This window comes from Vibrio sp. QJM3NY_26 (assembly GCF_057786005.1).
This window is the reverse complement of the sequence record NZ_CM173516.1, coordinates 559,346-583,573: the sequence shown is the minus strand read 5'-3', so window position 1 is coordinate 583,573 and position 24,228 is coordinate 559,346. Positions and strand designations below refer to the sequence as shown.

At 44.8% G+C, this 24,228-nt stretch carries 21 protein-coding genes; 17 read left to right on the top strand and 4 right to left on the bottom strand.

What is annotated here, in order from left to right; genetic code table 11:
• Window positions 1-18 precede the first annotated feature (18 nt).
• From AC3CH4_RS17945 to AC3CH4_RS17880, 14 genes are all read left to right on the top strand, one after another.
• The gene (locus AC3CH4_RS17945; RefSeq protein ID WP_488544190.1) at window positions 19-1,200 is read left to right on the top strand and encodes a M24 family metallopeptidase; all 1,182 of its coding nucleotides are present in this window, start codon (window positions 19-21) and stop codon (window positions 1,198-1,200) included.
• A 402-nt stretch (window positions 1,201-1,602) separates the two neighbouring features.
• On the top strand, window positions 1,603-2,205 hold the full coding sequence (gene betI / locus AC3CH4_RS17940) for a transcriptional regulator BetI (protein WP_017075682.1): 603 nt from the start codon (window positions 1,603-1,605) through the stop codon (window positions 2,203-2,205).
• Between the two features lie 96 nt (window positions 2,206-2,301).
• The gene (gene betB / locus AC3CH4_RS17935) at window positions 2,302-3,762 is read left to right on the top strand and encodes a betaine-aldehyde dehydrogenase (protein WP_479277990.1); all 1,461 of its coding nucleotides are present in this window, start codon (window positions 2,302-2,304) and stop codon (window positions 3,760-3,762) included.
• A 72-nt stretch (window positions 3,763-3,834) separates the two neighbouring features.
• Entirely contained in the window at window positions 3,835-5,562 is a 1,728-nt protein-coding gene (gene betA, locus AC3CH4_RS17930) for a choline dehydrogenase (RefSeq protein ID WP_488544189.1), read from the top strand.
• A 122-nt stretch (window positions 5,563-5,684) separates the two neighbouring features.
• The gene (locus AC3CH4_RS17925) at window positions 5,685-6,656 is read left to right on the top strand and encodes a choline ABC transporter substrate-binding protein (protein WP_017075685.1); all 972 of its coding nucleotides are present in this window, start codon (window positions 5,685-5,687) and stop codon (window positions 6,654-6,656) included.
• A gap of 95 nt (window positions 6,657-6,751) precedes the next feature.
• Window positions 6,752-7,594, top strand: a complete 843-nt coding sequence (gene choW, locus AC3CH4_RS17920; RefSeq protein WP_009845976.1) for a choline ABC transporter permease subunit — start codon at window positions 6,752-6,754, stop codon at window positions 7,592-7,594.
• Between the two features lie 2 nt (window positions 7,595-7,596).
• On the top strand, window positions 7,597-8,808 hold the full coding sequence (gene choV, locus AC3CH4_RS17915; RefSeq protein ID WP_488544188.1) for a choline ABC transporter ATP-binding protein: 1,212 nt from the start codon (window positions 7,597-7,599) through the stop codon (window positions 8,806-8,808).
• Between the two features lie 362 nt (window positions 8,809-9,170).
• Window positions 9,171-9,653: a MarR family winged helix-turn-helix transcriptional regulator gene (locus tag AC3CH4_RS17910; RefSeq protein WP_004732429.1), complete on the top strand. Its 483-nt coding sequence runs from the start codon at window positions 9,171-9,173 to the stop codon at window positions 9,651-9,653.
• A 276-nt stretch (window positions 9,654-9,929) separates the two neighbouring features.
• Complete coding sequence (locus AC3CH4_RS17905) at window positions 9,930-11,345, top strand: coniferyl aldehyde dehydrogenase (RefSeq protein WP_488544187.1); 1,416 nt, start codon at window positions 9,930-9,932, stop codon at window positions 11,343-11,345.
• Between the two features lie 85 nt (window positions 11,346-11,430).
• On the top strand, window positions 11,431-11,874 hold the full coding sequence (locus AC3CH4_RS17900) for a hypothetical protein (protein ID WP_004732424.1): 444 nt from the start codon (window positions 11,431-11,433) through the stop codon (window positions 11,872-11,874).
• 226 nt (window positions 11,875-12,100) lie between these two features.
• Window positions 12,101-13,306, top strand: coding sequence for an iron-containing alcohol dehydrogenase (locus AC3CH4_RS17895; protein WP_488544186.1), 1,206 nt, complete (start codon window positions 12,101-12,103; stop codon window positions 13,304-13,306).
• Between the two features lie 195 nt (window positions 13,307-13,501).
• A complete protein-coding gene (locus tag AC3CH4_RS17890; RefSeq protein ID WP_054545988.1) occupies window positions 13,502-13,933 on the top strand; it encodes a tetratricopeptide repeat protein in 432 nt (143 codons plus the stop codon).
• A 124-nt stretch (window positions 13,934-14,057) separates the two neighbouring features.
• Window positions 14,058-15,803 carry an arylsulfatase gene (locus AC3CH4_RS17885; protein WP_488544185.1) on the top strand — a complete coding sequence of 582 codons (1,746 nt, stop codon included), beginning with the start codon at window positions 14,058-14,060 and terminating at the stop codon, window positions 15,801-15,803.
• Between the two features lie 119 nt (window positions 15,804-15,922).
• The gene (locus AC3CH4_RS17880; RefSeq protein WP_488544184.1) at window positions 15,923-17,170 is read left to right on the top strand and encodes an anaerobic sulfatase maturase; all 1,248 of its coding nucleotides are present in this window, start codon (window positions 15,923-15,925) and stop codon (window positions 17,168-17,170) included.
• 93 nt (window positions 17,171-17,263) lie between these two features.
• Here the strand turns inward: AC3CH4_RS17880 and AC3CH4_RS17875 are convergent, their stop codons facing one another.
• Window positions 17,264-17,854: a TetR/AcrR family transcriptional regulator gene (locus AC3CH4_RS17875; RefSeq protein ID WP_016799875.1), complete on the bottom strand. Its 591-nt coding sequence runs from the start codon at window positions 17,852-17,854 to the stop codon at window positions 17,264-17,266.
• 320 nt (window positions 17,855-18,174) lie between these two features.
• On the opposite strand from AC3CH4_RS17875, the gene AC3CH4_RS17870 reads away from it, so the two are divergent.
• A complete protein-coding gene (locus tag AC3CH4_RS17870) occupies window positions 18,175-18,831 on the top strand; it encodes a Qnr family pentapeptide repeat protein (protein WP_054545985.1) in 657 nt (218 codons plus the stop codon).
• Between the two features lie 131 nt (window positions 18,832-18,962).
• Here the strand turns inward: AC3CH4_RS17870 and AC3CH4_RS17865 are convergent, their stop codons facing one another.
• Window positions 18,963-19,178, bottom strand: coding sequence for a hypothetical protein (locus tag AC3CH4_RS17865; protein WP_054545984.1), 216 nt, complete (start codon window positions 19,176-19,178; stop codon window positions 18,963-18,965).
• A gap of 447 nt (window positions 19,179-19,625) precedes the next feature.
• On the opposite strand from AC3CH4_RS17865, the gene AC3CH4_RS17860 reads away from it, so the two are divergent.
• Window positions 19,626-19,886 (top strand): DUF5062 family protein, encoded by a 261-nt coding sequence (locus tag AC3CH4_RS17860; protein WP_004732406.1) that lies wholly within the window; start codon window positions 19,626-19,628, stop codon window positions 19,884-19,886.
• 130 nt (window positions 19,887-20,016) lie between these two features.
• Here the strand turns inward: AC3CH4_RS17860 and melB are convergent, their stop codons facing one another.
• A complete protein-coding gene (gene melB / locus AC3CH4_RS17855) occupies window positions 20,017-21,435 on the bottom strand; it encodes a melibiose:sodium transporter MelB (protein WP_488544183.1) in 1,419 nt (472 codons plus the stop codon).
• A 72-nt stretch (window positions 21,436-21,507) separates the two neighbouring features.
• A complete protein-coding gene (gene melA, locus AC3CH4_RS17850) occupies window positions 21,508-22,860 on the bottom strand; it encodes an alpha-glucosidase/alpha-galactosidase (protein ID WP_114634478.1) in 1,353 nt (450 codons plus the stop codon).
• A gap of 327 nt (window positions 22,861-23,187) precedes the next feature.
• On the opposite strand from melA, the gene melR reads away from it, so the two are divergent.
• Entirely contained in the window at window positions 23,188-24,207 is a 1,020-nt protein-coding gene (gene melR / locus AC3CH4_RS17845) for a transcriptional regulator MelR (protein ID WP_054545981.1), read from the top strand.
• Window positions 24,208-24,228 lie beyond the last annotated feature (21 nt).

Genomic DNA, 24,228 nt, shown 5'->3' with positions numbered 1-24,228 from the left:
TCAATCAAGGATAGAGATATGAGTATATTGCCATTAACACCTCCGCAGAGAGGGTTTGAATCAGCAGAACTAGAGCAACGTACTGTCGAGTTGCAACAACGTCTTCGCGCGCAAAACATCGATGCTGCGTTTTTCACGACCGAGCCTGAATTCCGCTATTTCAGTGGCTTCAAATCGCAGTTCTGGGAAAGTCCAACTCGACCTTGGTTTTTGGTGGTGCCAGCGGTTGGTAAGCCCATAGCGGTAGTGCCAGAGATCGGTGTGGCTGGTTTTGACGAGACATGGATTGACGATGTGCGCAGTTGGCCTTCACCAAGGCCAGAAGATGACGGTATCTCTTTGTTAGCTTCAACTTTATCTGAAGTCTCCAAGGGTTCTCGCAGAATCGGTTCGATGATTGGCCCTGAAACACATCTGCGTATGCCTGCCACTAACTATGCGTTGTTACAGCAGAAGCTGAGCCAACACAGTGTGGTTGATGTGTCACTGATGGTTCGCGATCTTCGCAGTGTTAAGTCTCAAGCGGAGATCGATAAAGTACGCTTTGCTTGCCAAGTCACGGCGGCGGGCTTTGAGTATCTTCGTTATCATCTCGCGATAGGGATGACAGAACGACAGGCGTGTAAAGCCATGCATTTGGAGATGCTGCGTTTGGGTGCCGATGCGTGTCCTTACTTGATCTCTGCATCAGGCCAAGGTGGCTATGACAACATCATCATGGGGCCAACGGATCGTGTGCTCGGTGAAGGTGACGTGTTGATCATCGACACGGGGGCTAACTTTGACGGCTACTTCAGCGACTTTGACCGCAATTATGCGTTTGGTCATGCGCAGCCAGATACGATAGCGGCTTATGACGCCGTTTATAAATCGACAGAAGCAGGGCTCGCGATTGCAGAGCCGGGACGAACAACCGGAGACGTGTGGCAAGCCATGTGGTCGGTACTCGAAAAGAACGGCGCGCTTGGCAACGATGTGGGTCGAATGGGGCACGGCTTGGGTATGCAGCTAACCGAGTGGCCATCACATGTGCCAAATGGGGACGTGATATTAAAACCCGGTATGGTGCTAACCCTTGAGCCGGGCATGGCATTTGCGAAAAACCGCATGATGGTGCACGAAGAGAACATCGTTATTACCGAATTTGGTTGCGAAATGTTGCACCAAAGGGCATGGCAATCGATGCCGATTATTGGTTAGTTATGCTTAGAATCTAGTCATAATGTTGAATCCTGGTAGAGGAGGGCGTTCAAGCACTTTGTTGGACGCTCTGTTTTATTTTTTACTGCGTCATACCCCTTCATCTTTTACACCCAAAGACCTCTAATTGCTGAATGCCTTCTTGTTTCTAGAATCTATCTTTCTGTTTAAATATTATCCTTATTGAGCAAAAACATTTGACCATTAACTATCACACCTCAAATCTTTAATTAATTTCATTAGTGGTCTAAATGATATCTAACCTTTTGTTTTTGTGGGTTATTTTTGTTTTTGAACGCTGTGTTGTTACAGGTTTGTTTTAAATAATCATTTGAACCCTAATTAAATTTCTGTCATTTTATACTTAACTGAACGTTCAATATAAAATAAAAGGACTAAGAAATGCCGAAGGTTGGGATGCCTGACATACGTAAACCACAGCTTGTTCAAGCCACCATGACGGTGATTGATCGAGTGGGTTTGCATGCCGCGAGTATTGCGTTAATCAGCAAAGAAGCGGGCGTGTCTACAGGTATCATTAATCACTATTTTGGTGGGAAGCACGGTCTGCTCGAAGAGACGATGCGTGAAATCCTTCGCCAATTATCCAACACCATCACGACTTCACTAAAAGCGCTTCCTGTTGATGCTCACCAACAGAGAATTAACGCGATCATCGACGGTAATTTCGAAGGTTACCAAGCCGAAAATAAAGTCGCGAAGGCATGGTTGGCATTTTGGTCCTATTCAATGCATGACCAACAACTGAAAAGACTGCAGCGTGTGAATGAAAAACGTTTGATTTCGCATTTACGTCTTGAGTTGAAAGGTATTTTGAATCATGAACAGGCGGATCTCGTTGCTCACGGGATTGCTTCTCTGATTGATGGGTTATGGCTGAGAGGCACGTTAAACCCTGAAGGTATCGATGCTCAAAAGGCTCGCGCCATCATCAACGATTATCTTGATAAACAACTGACGTTCTACTCGTGTAACACCGCATAGAACGCGGTCGTAGCATTGCAATCATAGTATCTGAACGGCAAACACTCACATATAGACCAGCAGAGTCTAATAACAATAATTAAGTCAGAATCTCAAATGGAAATGAACTCGTTATATATTGATGGCGCAGCGGTTAAAGCTACGTCTGGTGAAACCTTTGATAGCATCAACCCAGCAAACGGCGAGCCTAATGCAACGCTAGGCCAAGCCTCTTCAGCGGACGTGGATAGCGCTATTGAATCAGCGAAACGTGGATTTGCGGTATGGTCAGCAATGACAGCCGTGGAACGCAGTCGTATTCTTTTGAAAGCGGTAGCAATACTTAGAGCTCGAAATGATGACCTTGCAAACCTTGAGGTTGTTGATACGGGTAAGCCACTGCAAGAAGCGATTGAAGTGGATGTGGCATCTGGCGCCGATGTGATTGAATACTTCGCAGGCCTTGCGCCTACGCTACAAGGCGATCAACAACCCCTTAGTGAATCTCAATTCTTCTACACTCGTCGTGAACCGCTTGGCATCTGTGCAGGCATTGGCGCGTGGAACTACCCGATTCAAATCGCGATGTGGAAATCAGCTCCTGCATTGGCTGCGGGTAACGCGATGATTTTCAAACCTTCCGAAGAAACCCCGCTAACTGCGCTTAAGCTTGCTGAGATATTTACCGAAGCTGGCCTTCCTGATGGCGTGTTCAACGTGGTTCAGGGCGATTACCGTGTTGGTCAAATGCTAACGGCTCATCCTGACATCGCTAAAGTGTCTTTCACAGGTGAAACGGGTACGGGTAAAGCAGTAATGGCAGATAGTGCTAAGACGCTTAAATCGGTCACCATGGAACTTGGTGGCAAATCACCAATGATTGTGTTTGATGATGCCAAATTGGATGATGCGGTTTCCGCTTCGATGGTCGCAAACTTCTACACCCAAGGTGAAGTGTGTACTAATGGTACTCGTGTTTATGTACACGAAAACATCTACAACGATTTTATCGACCAACTTAAAACACGCACTGAAAAGCTGATCATTGGTGACCCAATGGACATGGAGACTCAAATTGGTGCGTTGATTTCTAAAGAACATCTTTCAAAAGTTCTCGAAGCGATTGAGCTAGCAAAACAGTCTGGCGCAACATTGCTGACTGGCGGTTATCAAGTGACTGACAACGGGCTAGCGAACGGCAACTTTGTTATCCCAACCGTGTTTGTGGACTGCGAAGACAACATGCCACACGTTCAACAAGAGATCTTTGGCCCTGTAATGTCGGTTCTAAAATTCAGCGATGAAGACGACGTGATTCGCCGTGCTAACGACACCAAATATGGCCTTGCGGCTGGCGTGTTCACGCAAAATCTTTCTCGTGCTCACCGCGTGATCCATCAAATGCAGGCTGGTATTTGTTGGGTTAATACGTGGGGTGACTCACCTGCAGAAATGCCTGTTGGTGGCTACAAGCTTTCGGGTGTTGGTCGTGAAAATGGCCCAGAAACTCTACTCCACTATACGCAAACTAAGAGCATTCTTATTGAGCTAGGCGACTACGCCAGCCCTTATGCCTAACGCGTAACACTTAATTCAACTGGCTAGCTTAAAAGAGTTAGCCTCACTGACTCATCTCAGGGAACTTAAAATATGGAACAACGCTACGATTATATTATCGTCGGCGCGGGTTCGGCCGGCTGTGTGTTAGCGGATAGGCTAACGGAAAGCGGTGAACATAGCGTTTTATTACTGGAAGCTGGTGGTACGGATAAGAGTATTTTTATCCAAATGCCAACGGCGCTTTCTTACCCGATGAATACCGAAAAGTACGCATGGCAGTTTGAGACTCAACAAGAACCAGGCCTTGATGGACGCGAACTGCACTGCCCACGCGGCAAAGTGTTAGGTGGTAGCTCATCAATCAATGGCATGGTTTACGTGCGTGGTCATGCTTGTGACTTCGACCAGTGGGAAGAAGAGGGTGCTGCGGGTTGGAACTACCAAGCATGTCTGCCTTATTTCCGCCGTGCTGAATCATGGAATAAAGGTGGCGATCAATACCGTGGCGACAATGGCCCAGTCGGCACTTGTAACGGTAACGATATGGAGCTTAATCCGCTTTACCAAGCATTCATTGATGCAGGTAAAGACGCTGGTTACCCAGAAACACAAGATTATAACGGCTACCAGCAAGAAGGCTTCGGCACCATGCATATGACGGTAGATAAGGGTGTTAGAGCCTCAACCTCTAACGCTTATCTACGTCGAGCATTGAAGCGTTCAAATCTGACCTTGAAGAAGGGCATCGTGGCGCGCCGTTTCTTACTTGAAGCACTCGTCGTAGAAGACCAGTCATCAAAAGGCCAATCAGGTCTGAAAGCAGTCGGTGTCGAGTTTGAAAAGTCAGGCAATACTCAAGTGGCTGTGGCGAACAAAGAAGTGATCTCTTCTGCGGGTTCTATCGGTTCTGTTCAACTGCTGCAGCTTTCTGGTATCGGCCCGAAAGCCGTGCTTGAAAAGGCAGGCGTTGAGCTTAAACACGAGCTGAATGGCGTCGGTGAAAACCTTCAAGATCACCTAGAAGTGTACTTCCAATATCACTGCAACGAACCCATCACGCTCAACAGCAAGCTTGGCTTGGTCAGCAAGGGCATGATTGGCGCGGAATGGATTTTGACTCGCAAAGGCCTTGGCGCCACTAACCACTTTGAATCGTGCGCGTTCATTCGTTCTCGCAAAGGATTGAAGTGGCCAAACATTCAATATCACTTCCTGCCAGCAGCGATGCGTTACGACGGACAAGCGGCCTTTGATGGTCACGGTTTCCAAGTACACGTTGGGCCTAACAAACCAGAGAGTCGCGGTACGGTTGCGATCACTTCTGCTGATCCGCATGCCAAGCCAGAGATCATTTTCAACTACATCTCGACTGAACAAGATCGCCAAGATTGGCGCGATTGTATTCGTCTGACGCGTGAGATTTTGTCTCAACCTGCGATGGATGTGTACCGAGGCAAAGAGATTCAGCCGGGTCTAAACATTACTTCTGATGAAGCGATTGATGAATGGGTTAAGCAGAACGTTGAAAGTGCATATCACCCTTCTTGTGGCTGCAAAATGGGTTCAGATAACGACCCAATGGCGGTGCTTGATGAAGAGTGTCGTGTTCGCGGCATTGATAATCTGCGCGTGGTCGACTCCTCTGTTTTCCCTGTTATTCCAAACGGCAACTTGAATGCCCCGACCATCATGGTTGCTGAGCGAGCTTCGGACTTGATTCTTGGTAAGCCAATGCTTAAAGAACAAGACGCTCCAGTGTGGATTGCACCTGAGTGGGAAGAGAAACAAAGAATAAATAAACCAGTAAGAGAAGCGTAAATCTCTGTTACTGGTTGAAAAAAAACAAAAAAGTAGCAACAAAAATTAGTCAAAAGTCAGAAGAACTGCTCTCTATCGGTGTTGATATCGAGCAGCAAAAGGAAAGATAAAAAGGAACCATTATGACGACTCTAAATATTCAGAACGTGACCACGAAAACGTTAACAGCACTAGCCATCAGTTCATTTGCATTTGGTGCTAACGCTTCTATTGAACCACAACAGTGCGAAAACGTACGTTTCGCTGATGTAGGTTGGACAGACATTACCGCAACAACTGCCGTTACTTCTGAACTCTTAAAAGGCCTTGGTTACAAAACCAAAACCGACCTACTTTCAGTACCGGTGACTTACTCTTCAATGGCGAACGGCGATATTGATGTATTCCTAGGTAACTGGATGCCAACCATGGAAGGCGATATTGCTAAGTACCGTGAAGCGGGCACGGTTGAAACCGTTCGTGCCAACCTTGAAGGCGCAAAATACACACTAGCTGTACCCAAATATGTGTACGACTCTGGCGTAAAAAGCTTCGCAGACCTAGCAAAACATGCAGACAAATTTAAAGACCGCATCTACGGCATCGAGCCGGGTAACGACGGTAACCGCTTAATTCAATCAATGATTGATTCTGACGCGTTTGGCTTGAAAGATTTCAGCCTAGTGGAATCAAGTGAAGCGGGCATGGTATCGCAAGTATCTCGCGCTGCTCGTCGTAGCCAGTGGATTGTTTACCTTGGTTGGGCACCACACCCAATGAACAGTAATGTTGAAATGGAATACCTTTCTGGTGGTGATGACTTCTTTGGTCCTAACTACGGTGGCGCGAATGTCTACACCAATGTTCGCTCAAACTATCTGTCAGAGTGTTCAAACGTGGGTCAGCTTCTGCAAAACCTAGAGTTCACTCTAGAGATGGAAAACCAGTTGATGGAAGAGATTCTTAACCAGAAAACTAAGCCAGAAAAAGCCGCTCAACAATGGTTGATCAACAATTCTCAACAAGTTGAAGCTTGGTTAGACAATGTAAAAACACATAAAGGCGAATCAGCGACTCAAGCCGTTACTGAATACCTAAAACAAGTTAAAGCTTAGTTCTACCTATCTCAACAGCTACATAAATAATAAAGGTGGGCTTGCCAATTTATCGATTGGTTTGAAGTAGCCCACCCATAATAAAAGGCAATATTGTGAATTTTATTACGGAAAACAAAATCCCTGTCGGACAATGGATGGAAGCGGGTGTTGATTGGCTAACAATCAATGCAGCAGGCTTTTTTGATGCTATTTCTATCTTTTTAGAAACCGTCATTATGTTTTTAGTCGATGTATTTAAGTGGATGCCACCGGCTTTACCAATCGTGATGACCGCGGCGATTGCATGGTACTTACACCGTAAACCCTCGCTTGTGATTTTCGTGGTTGCAGCTTTGCTGACTATTTTAAACCTTGGCTACTGGCAAGAAATGCTGGAAACCTTTGTCCTCGTGTTTGCAGCGACAACGATTTCCGTATTAATTGGCGTTCCAGTTGGCATTATGGCCGCGCATCGCCCTTGGTTATATACGGTGCTTAGACCCATTCTTGATTTAATGCAGACGGTTCCAACGTTTGTGTATCTGATTCCGACTTTGGTTTTATTCGGCTTGGGTATCGTTCCTGGCTTAATCTCGACCATCATCTTCGCCATTGCCGCGCCAATTCGTTTGACCTACTTAGGCGTCACCAAAGTGCCTGAAGAGTTGATTGAAGCGGGTAAAGCGTTTGGTGCTAGCCGCATGAAATTGTTGATGAAGGTGGAGTTACCGGCCGCTTTACCAAGCATTATGGCGGGTGTAACTCAATGTATTATGTTGTCGCTTTCGATGGTGGTTATCGCCGCTCTTGTTGGTGCTGACGGACTTGGTAAACCTGTTGTTCGTGCATTGAACACAGTGAACATCTCACAAGGTTTTGAAGCTGGATTAGCGATTGTATTAGTCGCAATCATCCTTGACCGCTTGTGCAAAACACCAAACCAGAAGGAAGCTTAATCATGTCTAACTCTCAGGAAAAAAAGACAATGGACGCGATTACCATTAAGAACCTCGATGTTGTGTTTGGTAATAAATCGAAACAAGCGCTTGAGCTACTCGACCAATGTAAAACTCGCCAAGAGATCATCGATGAAACTGGTCAAGTTGTCGGCGTAGATAATGTGTCGCTGACGGTGGAAGAAGGCGAGATTTGTGTGTTGATGGGTTTGTCTGGTTCTGGTAAATCATCTTTGCTGCGTGCAGTTAACGGCTTGAATGAGATCAGCCGTGGCTCACTGACAATCAAAGACGGTGACCAACAAGTCGATTTAGCGCAATGTGATGAAGCGACTCTGCGTCATCTTCGTACTCACCGCGTATCCATGGTGTTCCAAAAGTTTGCTTTGATGCCATGGCTTAACGTATTAGACAACGTGGCGTTTGGTCTTGAAATGCAGGGTGTAGCGAAAGATGTTCGTCGTACAAAAGCGCGTGAACAATTAGAAATGGTCGGCCTAGCGGAATGGGAAACCAAATTTCCACATGAGCTTTCTGGCGGCATGCAGCAACGTGTTGGTTTGGCACGTGCGTTTGCAATGGACACCGACATTCTGTTGATGGATGAACCGTTTTCGGCGCTTGATCCACTGATTCGTGCTCAGCTGCAAGATGAACTGATCACGCTGCAAAACAAACTCAATAAAACAATTCTGTTCGTGAGCCACGACCTAGATGAAGCTTTGAAGATTGGCAATAACATTGCGATCATGGAGTCAGGCAAACTGATTCAACACGGTAAGCCTGAAGAGATCGTGTTGACGCCAAAAACCGAATACGTAAAAGACTTCGTTGCTCACACCAATCCATTGAATGTGCTAAAAGGTCGCTCTTTAATGCAGCCTCTTGATTCACTGACGCAAGAAAATGAAAGCTGGAAGATCTGCGATTCTAAAGATCTCTGGATTGAACAGAGTGAAGGTGCTTTATCAGTGAAAGGTGAATCTACTTTGGCGCTTGTTGAGTGGAGCGAGTCTGACGACCTAACCGCGATTAACGCGTCTAGTGTGGTAGTGACAAGCCCGGAGATTGGTATGCGTGATGCGATTAAGCTTAAGCAGATCAGTAACCACCCAATTCTGTTGGTTGAAAACAATCAATTGGTAGGGATTTTGGATAACAGCGAGTTTTACAACGCGCTTACGGGTAATTTTCAGATGAATACAGCCGCGTAAAATTTCGTTTTCCAGCTTGGAGATTAGGGCTGATTTTTTATTGGGTGGAGAGGGTTAAATCTCTCTACCTCTATGATTATTAAAATATATTATTCTTTGAACTTGTATTCTCTGATTCATTATTTTTGCCTTCATTGAAGCTTTCATTCCCCCTTCATTAAGTAAAAGTGCCGTACCACGCAAGTTTAGTGGTATAGAAAAGATTGAGAATAGTATGAACATCAGTACAATGCGGAAAAATCAATGAAGTAATTTATCAATTTACAGTGTAATTCGAGCGCGCGTGACGTAATCACTCGAGACATTTCATCGCTTCGACACTGTAAAACCATTCACAGTATATTAGTACAAAGGTCTGCATCTTGGACAAACATGACGAAATCCTGGTCGCTATTCGCCAAATTATTCGCGCTATCGATTTACACTCGAAGAAGCTGAGTAAAGAGTATGGTTTGACTGGCCCTCAATTAATCTTAATGAGAGCAATCCAAGAAATGGGTAATGTGACGATCAAAGAATTGTCTAATCAGACCAATGTAAGCCAAGCAACGACGACGACGATCATCGACCGCCTAGAGTTAAATGGCTATGTACAACGAGTACGCAGTTCATCGGACCGCCGCAAAGTACACGCGAACCTGACTGAGAAAGGTCAAGAGTTGCTAAACAATGCGCCACCGCCGCTGCAAGATAACTTCGTGAAAAAATTCCAAAACCTAGAGACGTGGGAGCAAAGCTTACTGCTTTCTTCGATGCAGCGCGTATCAGCAATGATGAATGCAGAAGACATCGACGCTGCTCCAGTGCTTCAGCTTGAAGGCATTGCAAACGTAGCTAAAAGCTAACGTTAGTTTTAAATTATTTATTTAAAACAAAAACTTAAATAGTTATTAAATGGTCGCATTAAGCGGCCATTTTTGATCTCACCATGTAAAGTTTCTAGTTATACTGCCTGTTCGCTACGTCCTTCTATTTTAAATCTCCCTGGTTTTTAACCCTACGTTGTAATCACCTTATTTATTTGTATTAAAAAATGCATTGACGATTCTCTGACAATAAAAATATAGACCGACCGGTCTGATTTGTATTATTGTGTGCTCATCTTAACCACGAGGTGATGTATGAAATACGAATTGACGCCAACACAAATGACCATGACGTTGAACAACATGCAGGGAGCTTTTGCACAGAACCCGATGCCAGCGGTATCGGTGAGAATTGAGCAGTTGCTTGCACTTAAATCTGCGCTTATCGATTACACAGATCGTTTGTGTTTAGCCGTGAGTGAGGACTATGGTCACCGCAGTCGACAAGACACTTTGATGGCCGACATATTGCCTTGTATCGGAAATATCGATCACAGCATTGAGTGTTTACCTCATTGGTCGACATCTTCGATTCGTCATTCCGGCCCTTTGCTTTCAACCTCTCGTGTTGAAGTGGTTTATCAACCCAAAGGCGTTGTTGGGATCATTGCTCCGTGGAACTTCCCGATCATGTTATCCGTCGGCCCGCTTATTTCGGCGTTGGCAGCGGGCAATCGCGCCATGATCAAGATGAGTGAATTTACCCCTGCGACGAACCAAGTATTAAGATCGCTATTGGTAGAAGTTTTCCATGCCGATGAGGTGTGCTTGGTTGAAGGTGAGGTAGAAATCGCAGCCGCATTTTCGGCATTGCCGTTTGATCATCTTCTGTTTACGGGGTCAACCCAAGTGGGTCGCCAAGTGATGAGGTCAGCGGCTGACACGCTAACTCCAGTCACGCTAGAGCTAGGCGGTAAGTCACCGGTTATCGTTGCAGAAGACATGCCAATTGATATCGCGGTTGAGCGAATCATTTATGGTAAGAGCCTCAATAACGGGCAGGTGTGTGTGGCTCCTGACTATGTATTGCTACCTGAAGGGAAAGTTGAATCTTTCATTCAAGAGTATAAAAAACAGTACCAATTGCTGTTCGATGAAGGGGTCTATTCCGAGAGTTTGACGTCCCTAATCAATCCTCGTCAATGCGATCGTATTGTCGGCTTGTTGAATGAAGAGCAACAAGCAGGAACGCGAACCGTCGCTTGCCATGACGAAGCGATGGACTTAGATTGCCAACGACTGGTGACGCACCTAATTGTTGAACCAAGCCTGTCATCCAAGGTGATGAACGAAGAGATTTTCGGCCCACTATTACCCTTGATTACGTATCGCAATATCGAAGAGGCGTTCCAAGTCATCAATAGCAAACCAAGGCCGTTAGCGCTCTATCTAATGAGCTTTGATTTGAGCTTACAAGCTCAGGTTAAACACCAAGTTCATTCCGGCGGAATGTGTATCAATGACTGTGTTTTCCATTTAGCGGTTGATGACGCGCCGTTTGGTGGCATTGGTGAATCTGGTCAGGGCAACTATCACGGCAAAGAAGGTTTCCTTACTTTCTCCCATGCCAAAACCGTCTTGGAAACAGGCTTAGATCATCGAGTTAAGCATCTGTTTTCAAAAGAAGACAACGAATTAAAGACCGCAGTGATGAGCATGCTTGGCAAGTAAATCATTTCTGTCATTACTCAATTTATCTACAAGAAGTTATTTATAAGAAATTATTTTTACGACGTTATTTTAAGAGGTTATTTTTATGTTAGAACGATTTTTTGAACGAACGATGAAAGCGTATTTGATGGTTACAGGATTCTTAACCGCAACCGCTTTCTCTACTTTCCTTGCGCCTGATTGGAGTATGCAAACGCTGTTCTCGTACAACGATACGATGATGGTGAACAAAGAGTATCTTATGGGTACCTATCAACACTGGGGAGTCATGGTTGGCTGTATTGGTGTGTTGTTGATGTTCTCGGCGAAGTACAAATCGCTGCGTACTTCGACCATGATTTACAGTGCATTTGAGAAGTCGATGTTTGTGGGCATATTCTTATACAACGTGTGTATCAACGATTATGAGTGGTTTTATGGTTGGAGCGGTGTATTTGCGCTCGATGGATTTGTGACTGTCTACTCTTTAGTTTACCTGTATTACTACCTCACTAGAGACAAAAGCAAGGTGCCAGCTCATCTTCGTTAATAGTTAATAGTTAATAGTTAATAGTTAATGAGTTGCTCATGGTGAATCAATGACACTTATTCAATGATCACTCAATTATTACTACAGCCCGCATTTGCGGGCTTTTTTCGTTTTGGGGCAATGATCCATAAAGATCTTAATTGACATATCTTTGACATTAACACTCTAGACCGACCGGTTTGTATTGGTTATTGTTTAGTCATCAACTAGAAATGAGGTAAATATCATGACAACCAATAATTTTAACTTTCAACTTAAAACCATTGTTCATGCTCAAGAGAATGGCATTGAAAATATCCCTTCTCTTTTTGGTCGCTTAGGTGCGCAAAGAGTCGTGCTCTTTTCTGATAAAGGCTTGGAGTCTCTTGGTTTTGTTGAGCAGTTCTCGGCGTTGTTTGTAAACGAAAAGGTGAACCAGCCAGGTAATGAACAAGCGGTTCAGCTTGTTGGTGTGTACACCGATATCGCGCCAGACGCGACTTGCGACAACATCAACGCTGCCATTGAGTTTGCAAACAGCGTCAATGCTGATGCGATCTTGTCTGTTGGTGGTGGCAGTGTGATTGATGCTTCTAAAGGTGTGAAATACGCATTTCATAAACAGATAGATGATATCCGTACGGTGATTGCGGGCGGCGGTCATATGGATGTGTGGCCAAACAATGAAGATATTCGAGTGCCCCACATTGCGGTTCCGACAACGGCTGGCACAGGCGCAGAAGCTTCTCCTATTGCTGTTTTTTACAATGAACATGAAAACATTAAGGCAAGTCTAGTTGCGTCTGGACTGGAAGCCGATATCGCAATCCTTGATCCAACGGTGACCACTAAGCTGCCAGCTCACCTGACTCGTTCTACCGCCATGGATGCGCTAACACACGCTGTTGAAGCGATTGTTTCTCCAATGAGTAATGCATTCACCGACGCTTACGGCATTCAGGCTGCAAAACTGATTGTTGAAAACTTACCCTTGGCATTGAAAGAACCAGAAAACCTAACCGCGCGCGGCAACCTTCTTCAAGCGAGCACTATGGCGATCTCTGCATTTTATTCGTCTTTGGGCGGGATTCCGATTCATAACTGCGCTCACGCTTTTGGTGCGATTAGCCACATTCCACATGGTGATGCCAACACGGTATTAATGCCGGTTGTGATTGAAGCACTGCCAGAGTTCTACATGCCGAATGCGGCGAAGTTAGCTCAAGCATTCTCTGTCGACAGCACGGGAACCGATGAAATGATTTACCTACGCGTGTTGGATTTCTTAAATAACTTCCAAACTAGTGTGGGTGCGATGAAGCGTTTCAGCAGCTGGAAGTTTGATGACCAAGAGAAGATCAACATTGCAGAAACGATTGAAAAAGACATCTGTTTTCAGTTCTACCCAATCTCGAAACAGACGATTGAAACCATCATAGAGAAAGCGATTTAAGTCTCTGTCTTAATCGACTGAATGTTATGACCATTTAATTCAGTCGATGATTCACTCAACAATCATTACTCGAGAGCCAATTATGAAAATTGAAAACGTATTGCTATCAAGCTTGTGCATCATCGCGCCATTCCTACTTTTCACCTAATTCATTCAACAGGGACGTTGTGAACTTTATTCCCGAGGAGGAAATAAATGCTCAATAAACGTTTAACTACCGTGATTTTGGCGGGTGTTTTGGTTGTTCTGTTTTTTGCCAAGGCAAGCTTTGGAAGCGAGAGCTTTGAGAATGAAGCAACAATGGCGAAAGCGCAGCAGCATCAAGACGTCGTGCAACTGTTGGATGAAGCTTACCAAGGGCAATTGGATGCCCAGCTCTCTGTCGCTTACTTATATCTGAGCGGAGAGGGCGTAGATCAGAATGATGAAAAAGCCGCGGAGTGGTTCGTCACCGCAGCCAATAACGGTAGCCCTGAAGCTCAAACACAGCTTGGGTTGATGTATATCTCTGGAAGTGGCGTTCAAGCCAGCCAAGTGGAGGCTGTCACCTGGATTGGCATGGCAGCAGATCAAGAGTATGACCCCGCGCTCGACTTATTACATTGGATGTCGCAAGCCGCGCATTAATTCAAATCCTAACTCAGGTTAATCACAGAAAGGTTAACCTCAGAAAAAGTTAATCACAGAAAAAGTTACTCGCAGAAAAGTTAATTACTGAAACAAGTTAATCACAGAAATTGGAGAACGTCTTATGCAGACATTCAAGAAATCGTTAGTCTTCACTGCAATGGCCGCGGCAAGCAGTGCTGCTCTGGCCGCAGAATCAGAAAAACCGAATATTGTTGTCATTGTTGGCGATGATGTGGGCTTTGCCGATACTCAGCCTTATGGCTCAGAAGCCAATACACCAAACCTAATGGCGCTGGCGGAAGAGGGGGTTAAGTTTACTAACTTTCACGCGTCACCAACCTCATCGGTAACGCGCTCTATGATGTTAACCGGAGCAAATAGCCACGAGGTTGGGCTAGGCACCTTCGACTATGCTGTCTATCCGGGTGCGATTGGCAAGCCGGGTTATGAAGGTTACCTCACCAAGAAAGGGGTTACGGTCGCCACGCTGCTTGAAGAGAGCGGCTATAACACTTACCTCTCTGGTAAATGGCACTTGGGGCACGACGATGGCTTCTTACCTGACGATCGAGGTTTTGGTGAGAGTTACGGTATCTTAGCGGGCGGCTCGAATCACTTTAATCGAGATATGATGTTCCCGGCCAAAAACGCTGCGACAGCGGATGCGTTGCAAAAAGGCGATATTCCCGGTGTTGAAGTTGAGCCAACTTACCGCAACGGTGAAGTGGTTGAGGATAAGTACAAAGGCGAGTACTCAGACCAAGTTTACACTAACGAGATCATCAAGATGATCGACAGCAAGAAAGACGACGGCAAACCTTTCTTTGCCTACGTCCCATTCACCGGTATTCATCTGCCACTGCAAGCACCTGAGTCTGCTTATCAAGATAAAGTCGATTACTACGTTGAACATGGTTGGGACTCGGTTCGAGAAGATCGTTTCCAACGCATGAAAGAGATGGGCGTGATTCCAAAAGACGCCGATATTTCAGATCGTAACGCATTAAGCCGCCCTTGGGACTCGCTTTCTGAGAAAGAACAAAAGTGGTACGGCAAGAAAATGGCTGTCGCGATGGGCATGATGGAAATGCAGGACCAACAAGTCGGTCAGATAGTCGATTACCTGAAAGAAATCGGGGAATACGATAATACTTACATTATGTACCTAGCGGATAACGGCCCAGAAGCGGCGGATATTACCGGTGAAAATATCAGTGATTTGATCCGAACGTGGACTGCTCATCATTTCGATAATTCGACTGAAAACTTAGGTAAGGCGAACTCCAGTGTGTCACTTGGTCCTGAGTGGGCAAGCGCTTCAACTGGCGGCCTATCTTGGTACAAAGCTTACACAGCAGAGGGCGGTATCCGTGTGCCATTTATCGTTAAGCCAGCCAAAGCGCTTTTAGCCGCTGAAGATGCGTTGCAACCGGGAACTCAGACAGACGACTTATCCCAAGTGAAGGACATTGCAGCCACGATTCTTGAGATTGCAGAGGTCGATCATCCAGGAACGGAATATCAAGGTCGAGAAGTGGCGCCGATGAGTGGTGTGAGCTTGTTGCCTTACTTCAAAGGGGAAACGGCAGATGTGCACAGTGCCAACAATGCGATTCCATTTGAATTGTTTGGTAGCGGGATTTTGCTTAAAGGTGATTACAAGATCATCCGAATTTCTACGGGAATGGGCGGTGACAGTGAGTGGCACTTATACAACACCAAGAAAGATCCAGCTGAGCAACATGACTTGAGAAATGAAATGCCAGATCTGTTCCTTGAAATGGTCGCTGAATATCAAGAATACGAAAAAGCGCAAAATATCGTCCCAGTTGACGAAGCGTGGAACCCGTTTGAAAACGTGAAATAGAGGAAAAAAACCACTCGGCCAACCTAATGCCATCAAGCTTGGTTGGCCGATGAACACCGTGTAAAGGAATTACGAATTGTTTTGGCTAATACAATAACTTTTACATCGAGGCACTCTTCATGACGACATTATCGCTATCAAATCTGAGTTCAGTTCCGCAGTTCAATGGCAAGGCGCACAGCAAACTTCAGGCCTTAGCAAAACCGATAGGTGCGGTGTGTAATATCAGTTGCACCTACTGTTATTATTTAGAAAAACAACAGCTGCTTGAATACCCAAAAGGCTCTCAATATACGATGGATGAAGTTCTGTTAGAGCGTTATATCAAGCAGTACATAGAAGGGCAGAATACGCATGAAATCATCTTTTCTTGGCACGGTGGAGAGCCTACCTTGTTGGGGGTTGAGTACTTTCAAAAAGTCGTCGATCTGCAGAAAAAATATTGTCCTAGCTACAGCAAGATCAGCAATGACCTTCAAACCAACGGTACGTTACTGAATGATGCGTGGTGTGAGTTCTTTAAAAAGAATGACTTTATCATTGGTGTGAGCATTGACGGCCCAGAGCACTTACACAATCACTACCGAACCAACCGTGCAGGCAAAGGTACTTTTTCTCAAACAATGCGTGGCATTCGCTACTTGAAGCAGCATGATGTCGAGTTCGCGACCCTAAGCTGCGTGAATGATGTGACAGGAAAATATCCATTAGAGGTCTATCGCTTTCTGCGTGATGAAGTGGGTTCGAAGCAATTGCAGTTTATTCCTGTGGTCGATAAGCGTGCTGCTCATACCAACAACAAATGGCTCACCAACCAGAAGGCGATCATTCCTGTTTCAGGCGATCTAGAGCCGTGGAGTGTTGAATCAGCACAATGGGGAGAGTTTCTCTCTACGATTTTTGATGAATGGTACCAACATGATTTTGGTCAGGTGCTCGTGCCTTATTTTGAAAACTTCTTTGGTGTGTGGATGGGGAAAGAAAGCACGATGTGCACATTGAGTGAGATTTGCGGGAAAGGGCTCGCGGTTGAACCGAATGGTGATGTCTATTCATGTGACCATTATGTTTTTCCTGAATTTCAGTTGGGTAACATTCAGGAACAAGCACTTTCAACTTTAGCCTTCTCGCCAAAGCAGCAGCGTTTTGGGTTCGCCAAACAGAAGTCTCTGCCGAAACAATGCCAAGCCTGTGAGTTTAAATTTGCATGCCATGGCGAGTGCCCTAAAAACCGCATCATCAAAAGTCGAGATGGTGAGGCTGGGTTAAATTATCTCTGTGAAGGATGGCTGAGCTTCTTCAAGCATATCGACCCTGTTATTAAGGGCTTACTCAAAGCTAATAATATTCCGTCTCGTCTGGGGTGAGGGAGTAAGCGTGAATCGATTTAATCAATGTTTACAGTAAGACAGAAGGCTCACATAAATTATGCGAGCCTTTTGGTATTTGGTAACGGGTATCTAGTCAGCCGATTCTTGGGCTGGGTTCATGGCGAGAAGAGTCTCTTCCATGGCATTGTTTAGAATCGAACGGTTACGCTGCATGGCGGCCATGAGCGTTGAGCCTAGCCATAGACCATAAAGCATTCGAGACAGCGATTCGGGCTCTGCGATCGTGAAATCACCGGTCTCATTGCCTTCTTCAAATAGCTTCGCCATACGCAGGATGATCTTTTCTGCGCCTATTGCCATTGTGGACTGTAGCGGGTTAGCAGACCCAGATACTTCTCCCGCCAGTTTTACGACAAGACATTGGATATTGAAGTCTTCAGTCAGTTTCGATGCACACCAAAACTCGAAATAGGCTTTTACGCGGTCCCGACGAGAAAGCGACTCATCACTTAAAAAGTCATCTAGCTTAGCGAGATGCTCATCAAAGTAGTTAGTAAGAAGGATCTCACCAAAGTGTTCTTTGGATTTGAAGTAATGGTAAAAAGAACCCTTCGTGCCTTCCGCTTGGTTGATGATTTTCATCAGGCCAACACCAGCAAACCCGTGTTCATTAATAAGGCTAAACCCTGCATCGAGCATAGCTTGTCGCATGTCTTTCATTGTTCTTACTCTTTATGCTGAGAATGAGGAATAGTGTAACGAGCAACATACCAACCGTCCAGTCTAGCGCGTTAGGACGCGGTCAATAATTGACTCGTTTCGTCAAAGTAACATTTTCTCTTATTGGCACTTCTAAGCGACAAAACTTTTTTCAAGATAAGCACATCCTATAAATCGAAAATAACAACCTTAAAGGGCTTGTTTGGTGCCTTAAAATGGCTAAATCAGGGTGTTTTAAGTTGCTGTTTTTGTTGGTTTTTAATTTGGTGTTTTCTTGAGATCGCAATGGTAGTCTTAGCTTAATTTCTTTAGGGGGCTAAATGGACACCAATAACAGCACTTATCATCAGCACAGTTTTGCTCAGCAAGATTTATCAGAGCTTACATTTACAGCCTGCACGTTTATCCGTTGTGATTTCAGACGTTCGAACTTACGTGATGCAACGTTCATTAACTGTAAATTTATTGAGCAAGGCGATATTGAGGGATGCCACTTTGATATTGCCGACTTACGAGATGCAAGCTTCCAGAATTGCCAGTTGGCGATGGCGAATTTTAGTAACGCGAATTGCTATGGTATTGAGCTACGTGAATGCGATTTGAAAGGGGCGAACTTCACTCGTGCTAACTTTGCTAATCAGGTAAGCAATAGAATGTACTTTTGCTCAGCTTATATTACGGGCTGTAACCTGTCATACGCCAATTTTGAACAAGCTTGTTTAGAGAAGTGCGAGCTGTTTGAGAACCGTTGGATAGGCACTTACCTTGGTGGCGCATCACTGAAAGAGTCTGACCTCAGCCGGGGTGTGTTCTCGGAAGATGTATGGGGGCAATTCAGTATGCAGGGGGCTAACTTGTGTCATGCTGAATTAGAAGGGTTAGATCCTCGCAAGGTAGACACATCGGGGATTAAAATTGTCGCTTGGCAGCAAGAGCAACTGCTTGAAACCATGGGTATTGTGGTCATGCCCGATTGATAGCTGTAATTTCCAACTGCAGGCTATAGAAGAAAAGCCCAAAGCTAATAACTTTGGGCTTTTCCGTACTTGGTCGCATGCATTTTATAATGAAGTTTAGAAAAGAGAATGCTTGGCGAATATTGAGCTGATTAGTGCATACCTGAGCGCATTTTATCGGCAAGCGCAAAGAAGGCAAACAACACAAAACATACTAGAGCAACACCCAGTGAAACTAAGATTGTTGTTGCATCTTTTGAGATCAATGGGATAACGATAGAGGCTAACGCTACTAACATAACAAGGATATGAACGATTCGTCCGACGATTGGATTCTTATGACAAAATGAAGCCCATAGGTAACGCATTTTTAACACCAGTATAAAATTAGTGGTTTTATTCTATTTGCTTAATGAGTGTTTTGTAAATAAGTTTTAGTTGCAGGTGACTGTAAATATGATCTGGGTCGTTCTAGTATAAAACTGATTAAATAACAGAGGTTTATTTTCTTTTAAAGAATATTTCTCGTCTAAATGACAACTATAGAATTCCGTATTCTTTAGAATAGTAAGTCAAATATTATTCGATTTTCACTTTCTTGACTGAATGTCTCATTTATTGAGCCTTCTGTTAAGAGGCTGGTTGCTTACTCCTATTCCTCTTATAAATGTCACGCAAGCTACAAGCAGGTTTCTAGCCTATTATCCCTTTTTGTTATTTATCAAAGCGACCCCTCAAACTGAGAACGAAGTAATCTTTCGAATTTTTCTGTTTGATATACTCAACGCTTATTCGATGAAGATGATGGAGATGATATGTCGAAAACCGCGAAGATCATTAATGAAGATAAGCTGGTAAAAAAAGCAGTTGAGGTCGGTTTTAAGATGGCAAAACTACAAGGTTTTGATTTGCCACATTCATCCCAACCGATAAAGGTTAAAGCGGTGTATTTGTTCCTTGTAGAGGTTAATCAGATCACACCGTTACCTGACGATAAGCTTGATGGTGCCAACATTAAAAAACGTTTGGCGCTATGGATTCACAAAGCATTGCCTGATAATGACCCATTGAAGTAAGGGCGCCTTCGCCTTTATCGTCTTCAATGAGAATTCATATGTGTTTCTAATTGAAAAAGCCTAGCGATCCCTCGCTAGGCTTTGTTGTTTTTAGGGCCTGTTTTTCAACGATAAATGTTTATTTTCTCGTTTACACAGCCTGTACTGGTTCTGTTGGTTTGTGATTTTCTGAACCATCGTTGGTGATGTGGTCATACTTTTCAGTGAGGTGATCTTGAATTTTTTGGTGATACGCGCCGTTCAGCTTGTAGAAGCGGAAGTAGATGATTAATGCAATGGCAAAGAAGAAAGCAGGTAGGCCGACCATGATGCATTGCATGCCAAATACGGTTTCAGGGCTTTGCACTACATTAGGTACATAGTCGACGGCAGTGAGCGAGATACCGATGAAGAAAGCGGCAAATGCAGAGCCTGCTTTTACGACTAAGGTTTGCACAGAGTAAGCAATGCTTTCACAACGAGAGCCTAGTTTAAATTCACCATAGTCGACGGTGTCTGCCACCATAATGACGTTAAGAACCCAGAATAAAGCGGTACCGATTTGTAGGAATACACCCGCCGTTGAAATCAACAAAATGCTTTGTTTGTCGTACATGCCAACATAGATAAGAACAGCACTGCCTAAAATAGGGAAAGTGGAAGCACAAGCCCATAGAGTACGGCGTGAGAACATTTTTGCGAGTTTAGGAAACAACACCAGTGTGATGAGGTTTGCGATGCCTGCATAAGCCATGTAGTAAGGGAACAACTCTTCGTTGCCTACAACATAAGTGAAATAGTAGACCGCGAAGGCTGTGATGATGTTGGTCGCCAAATTGTAAGACAGTGCCATGCATAGAACGCTGGTCAATTGGTCGTTTTTGTAGATAAGTGACAGTAGCTTTTTCAGTGATACTTTTTCTTCCGGATGTGTGGCGTCGAGGTTCGCGGTTGAATAGCGTTCTTTGACATTACGCAGGGTGATAAACGTCGAGACTAAGAAACAGGCAATCAACAGTAACGTAAATATTTGAAACCCAAACCCCTTGTCGTCACCACCTACATAGTTGACGAAGGGCATTGCAATGGCAGCGGTTACTATCCACGCGAGGCTCGCAAAGAAGCGAGGATATGGGACTAACTCTTCGCGTTCGCGCTTATCTAAGGTGAGTGTTGGGACTAACGACCAAAAAGGAATATCCATTAGTGTGTAAGTCATGCCCCACAAAATATAAGTGACAGCGGCGTAGGCGATGAGCCAAGGGCCTTCGATGTAATGCGCACTAAACACCATGAGTAGCACGACAGAGTTGGCGAGCGTGCCAATTAAAATCCAAGGTTTGAATTTGCCCCAACGGGTGCGCGTATTGTTGACCAACCAGCCCATGATTGGGTCGTTGACCGCATCCCAAATACGGGCGACGAGGAAGATGGTTCCGACGGTAGCGGCAGAAATACCGACTACATCCGTGTAGTAAAACATTAGGTACATATAGACGATGGTGATTGCGAAGTCTTTACCAAACGCCCCAAAGCCATAACTTAGCTTGGTATTCATAGAGATACTCATTGCCACTCCTTACGCCTCCTCTGTGAGGAGGCGCTAATATTCACGTTATTGTATTTTTTTATTAGTATGAAATTACTTGTTAACCCACTCTGGTAACCAACCCTCATGAGCCTCAATCAAGTCGTCGACCAGCGCGTAGATTTCTTCTATTCCAAGTACAGCGGCTGTATGTGGGTCCAGCATCGCAGCATGATAAATACGGTCGCGATTCTCGGTCAGAATGGCTTCAGTCAATAGAGTTTGTACGTTGATGTTGGTCTGCATTAACGCGGCTAAGTGGTTAGGTAGGCGACCAGCTTTGATCGGTTGCACACCATTCGCATCAACTAAACAAGCGACCTCAACACAGCAGCCCTGCGGTAAGTTGTCGATCAATGCTTCATTCTTTACGTTGCCGTAAATGACGCTTGGAGTGCCTGTCCAGATAGAATTCATGATGGTGCTGGCGTACTCATGAGACTCATCAACGGTAATTTTGTCAGCTGTTTTGAGTTCTTGAAGGTCGCGTTTCCAATCGGCTATTTGCTCGACACAGCGCTTCGGGTACTCATCAAGTGGCACTTTATAACGTTCAATTAAATCTGGGCGATTCGGCTTGATAAAGTAGGGGGTGTATTCCGAAAAATGTTCAGAAGACTCAGTCACAAAGTAGCCAAGCTTCTTAAACATCTCATAGCGAACTAAGTTGGTACAGCGACCATTGTGATAAATACCCGGTTTAGGCGCTTGCCCACTCTCAAAAGCTTCAAGTAGATCTGGATAAATATCGATGTATTGACCACTTTCTGTTTTCTTCTCAAGAGTGAGGTAGTAAGCCATGTGGTTGATGCCAGCGCAGGTATAGCGAAGATCTGAATAATCTAAGTCCAGGTCGCGCGCTAATTCTTCTGCTGTGCCTTGTACTGAGTGGCATAAACCGACTTGTTTGATGTGCGGGTATTTCTCGTACATCGCCCACGTGTTCATCGCCATAGGGTTGACGTAGTTGAGCATAGTGGCGTTCGGACAAACCTCGGTCATATCTTCACACACGCTCCAAAGGTGCGGGACCGTGCGTAGCGAACGCATAATACCGCCTGGGCCTAGTGTGTCTGCGATGGTTTGTTCCAGGCCATGGCGTTTACACACCTCGAAATCCGTGACCGTACAAGGTTCATAACCGCCGATTTGAAAAGCGATGACAACGAAGTCTGCATCTTGTAGTGCCTCTTTTTGATTTAAGTGACACGAAATAGAGCCAGTAGCACCTGATGATTCCATGAGTTTACTGACGACTAGGTGTGACTCTTCTAATCGGGTCTCATCAATATCCATCAAGGCGACATGAGCGTTTTGTAGTGCAGAACGATGGAAAACGTCACCAAGAATGTTCTTAACAAAAATGGTTGATCCTGCGCCGATGAATGTGATCTTAGGGCTTTGCATAGTGGAATCCTTTATCTCTCTGAGTTCTTTGTTGATACAGACAAAGTACACCTAGAACCCACGTCGATTCGTCTCAGATAATCAAATAGCTCTCCCGTTTTCTAATATTTTTAAATCATTGAATGGAAATCTTAGGAAATGGGATAACTTACTGGCTTTTGAGGAGAGGGGTTGTGCAATGAAGCGAGTTTTTCACTTAAGATGCTGACTCTAATCACATTGTGCTGATCTTATGAAATGGGGTATTTCGGCACTATGATCGCCTTCAGAGTTTTATTATCGAGGAATTGCTAAAAGTCATTTATACGATTTCCTAAGGAACGAGATATGCCGCAATCAACCCCTGATGCGCTGAGAATTATCACTTTAGATAAGTACTCATCCGAGACCGTGTCGGTAAGCCCGCTTTCTCTCTATTCGTCCTATGAGAAAATTGATATCGAACTTAGAGCTCCTCACTCCATGCCCGGCTATCATTGGCATGGTCAAATTGAGGTGAATATTCCTTTTGGGGACGATGTGGAATACATCATTAACGGCAGCCCAATCGTGGTTAAGAGTGGATCGATTGGCTTGTTTTGGGCATCGGTACCTCATCGACTCACCAATCCCGGCCAAAGCCATAATATGGGGATCATCAACATACCGATTCACCATTTTATGTCGTGGACTCTCAGTCGGGATTTAGTCAATCAGGTAACTCACGGCAGTGTGTTGCAATCGAATTCTTGTTCGTTAGTGAGTGAATTTGAAATTGCCCGTTGGGTACAAGAGATAAAGCATTCGTCAGAAAGTCGCCAGCAGTTGGCGATCGATGAAATTGGCTTGATGCTTAAGCGAATCTGCCTTGATGGTTGGCAACAACTGCTCGTAAATCGACAGGAAAAATCGACTTCAAAAGGGGTGTCGAAACACTCCCAATTCTATGTAAGCCAAATGTTGGAATACATCGCCACGCATCATAACCAACCATTAACCGTGAAAGATATCGCAGAACATATTGGATTACATGCCAACTATGCAATGAACGTATTTCAACGAACGATGCAGATGACCATCAAGCAGTACATTACTGCGATGCGCATCAATCATGCTCGTGCTTTACTGAGTGATACCGACAGAACCATTCTCGATATTTCACTCACGGTGGGCTTCAATTCGAGTAGCCGATTCTATGAAACTTTCCAAACGTACATTGGCGTCACGCCGACGCAATATCGAAAAATAGCGAGGGAAGATCATCGGTGGAGCAGTCATGGAGCCAGTCCCGTCTACGACCTTGAGAAAGGCGCGTGTGATGGTAAAAGGCCGCTAACGGTCACCGATAATTTAAAGGAAAAGTGGTGAGTGTTTATTCCGTTGCGTAAA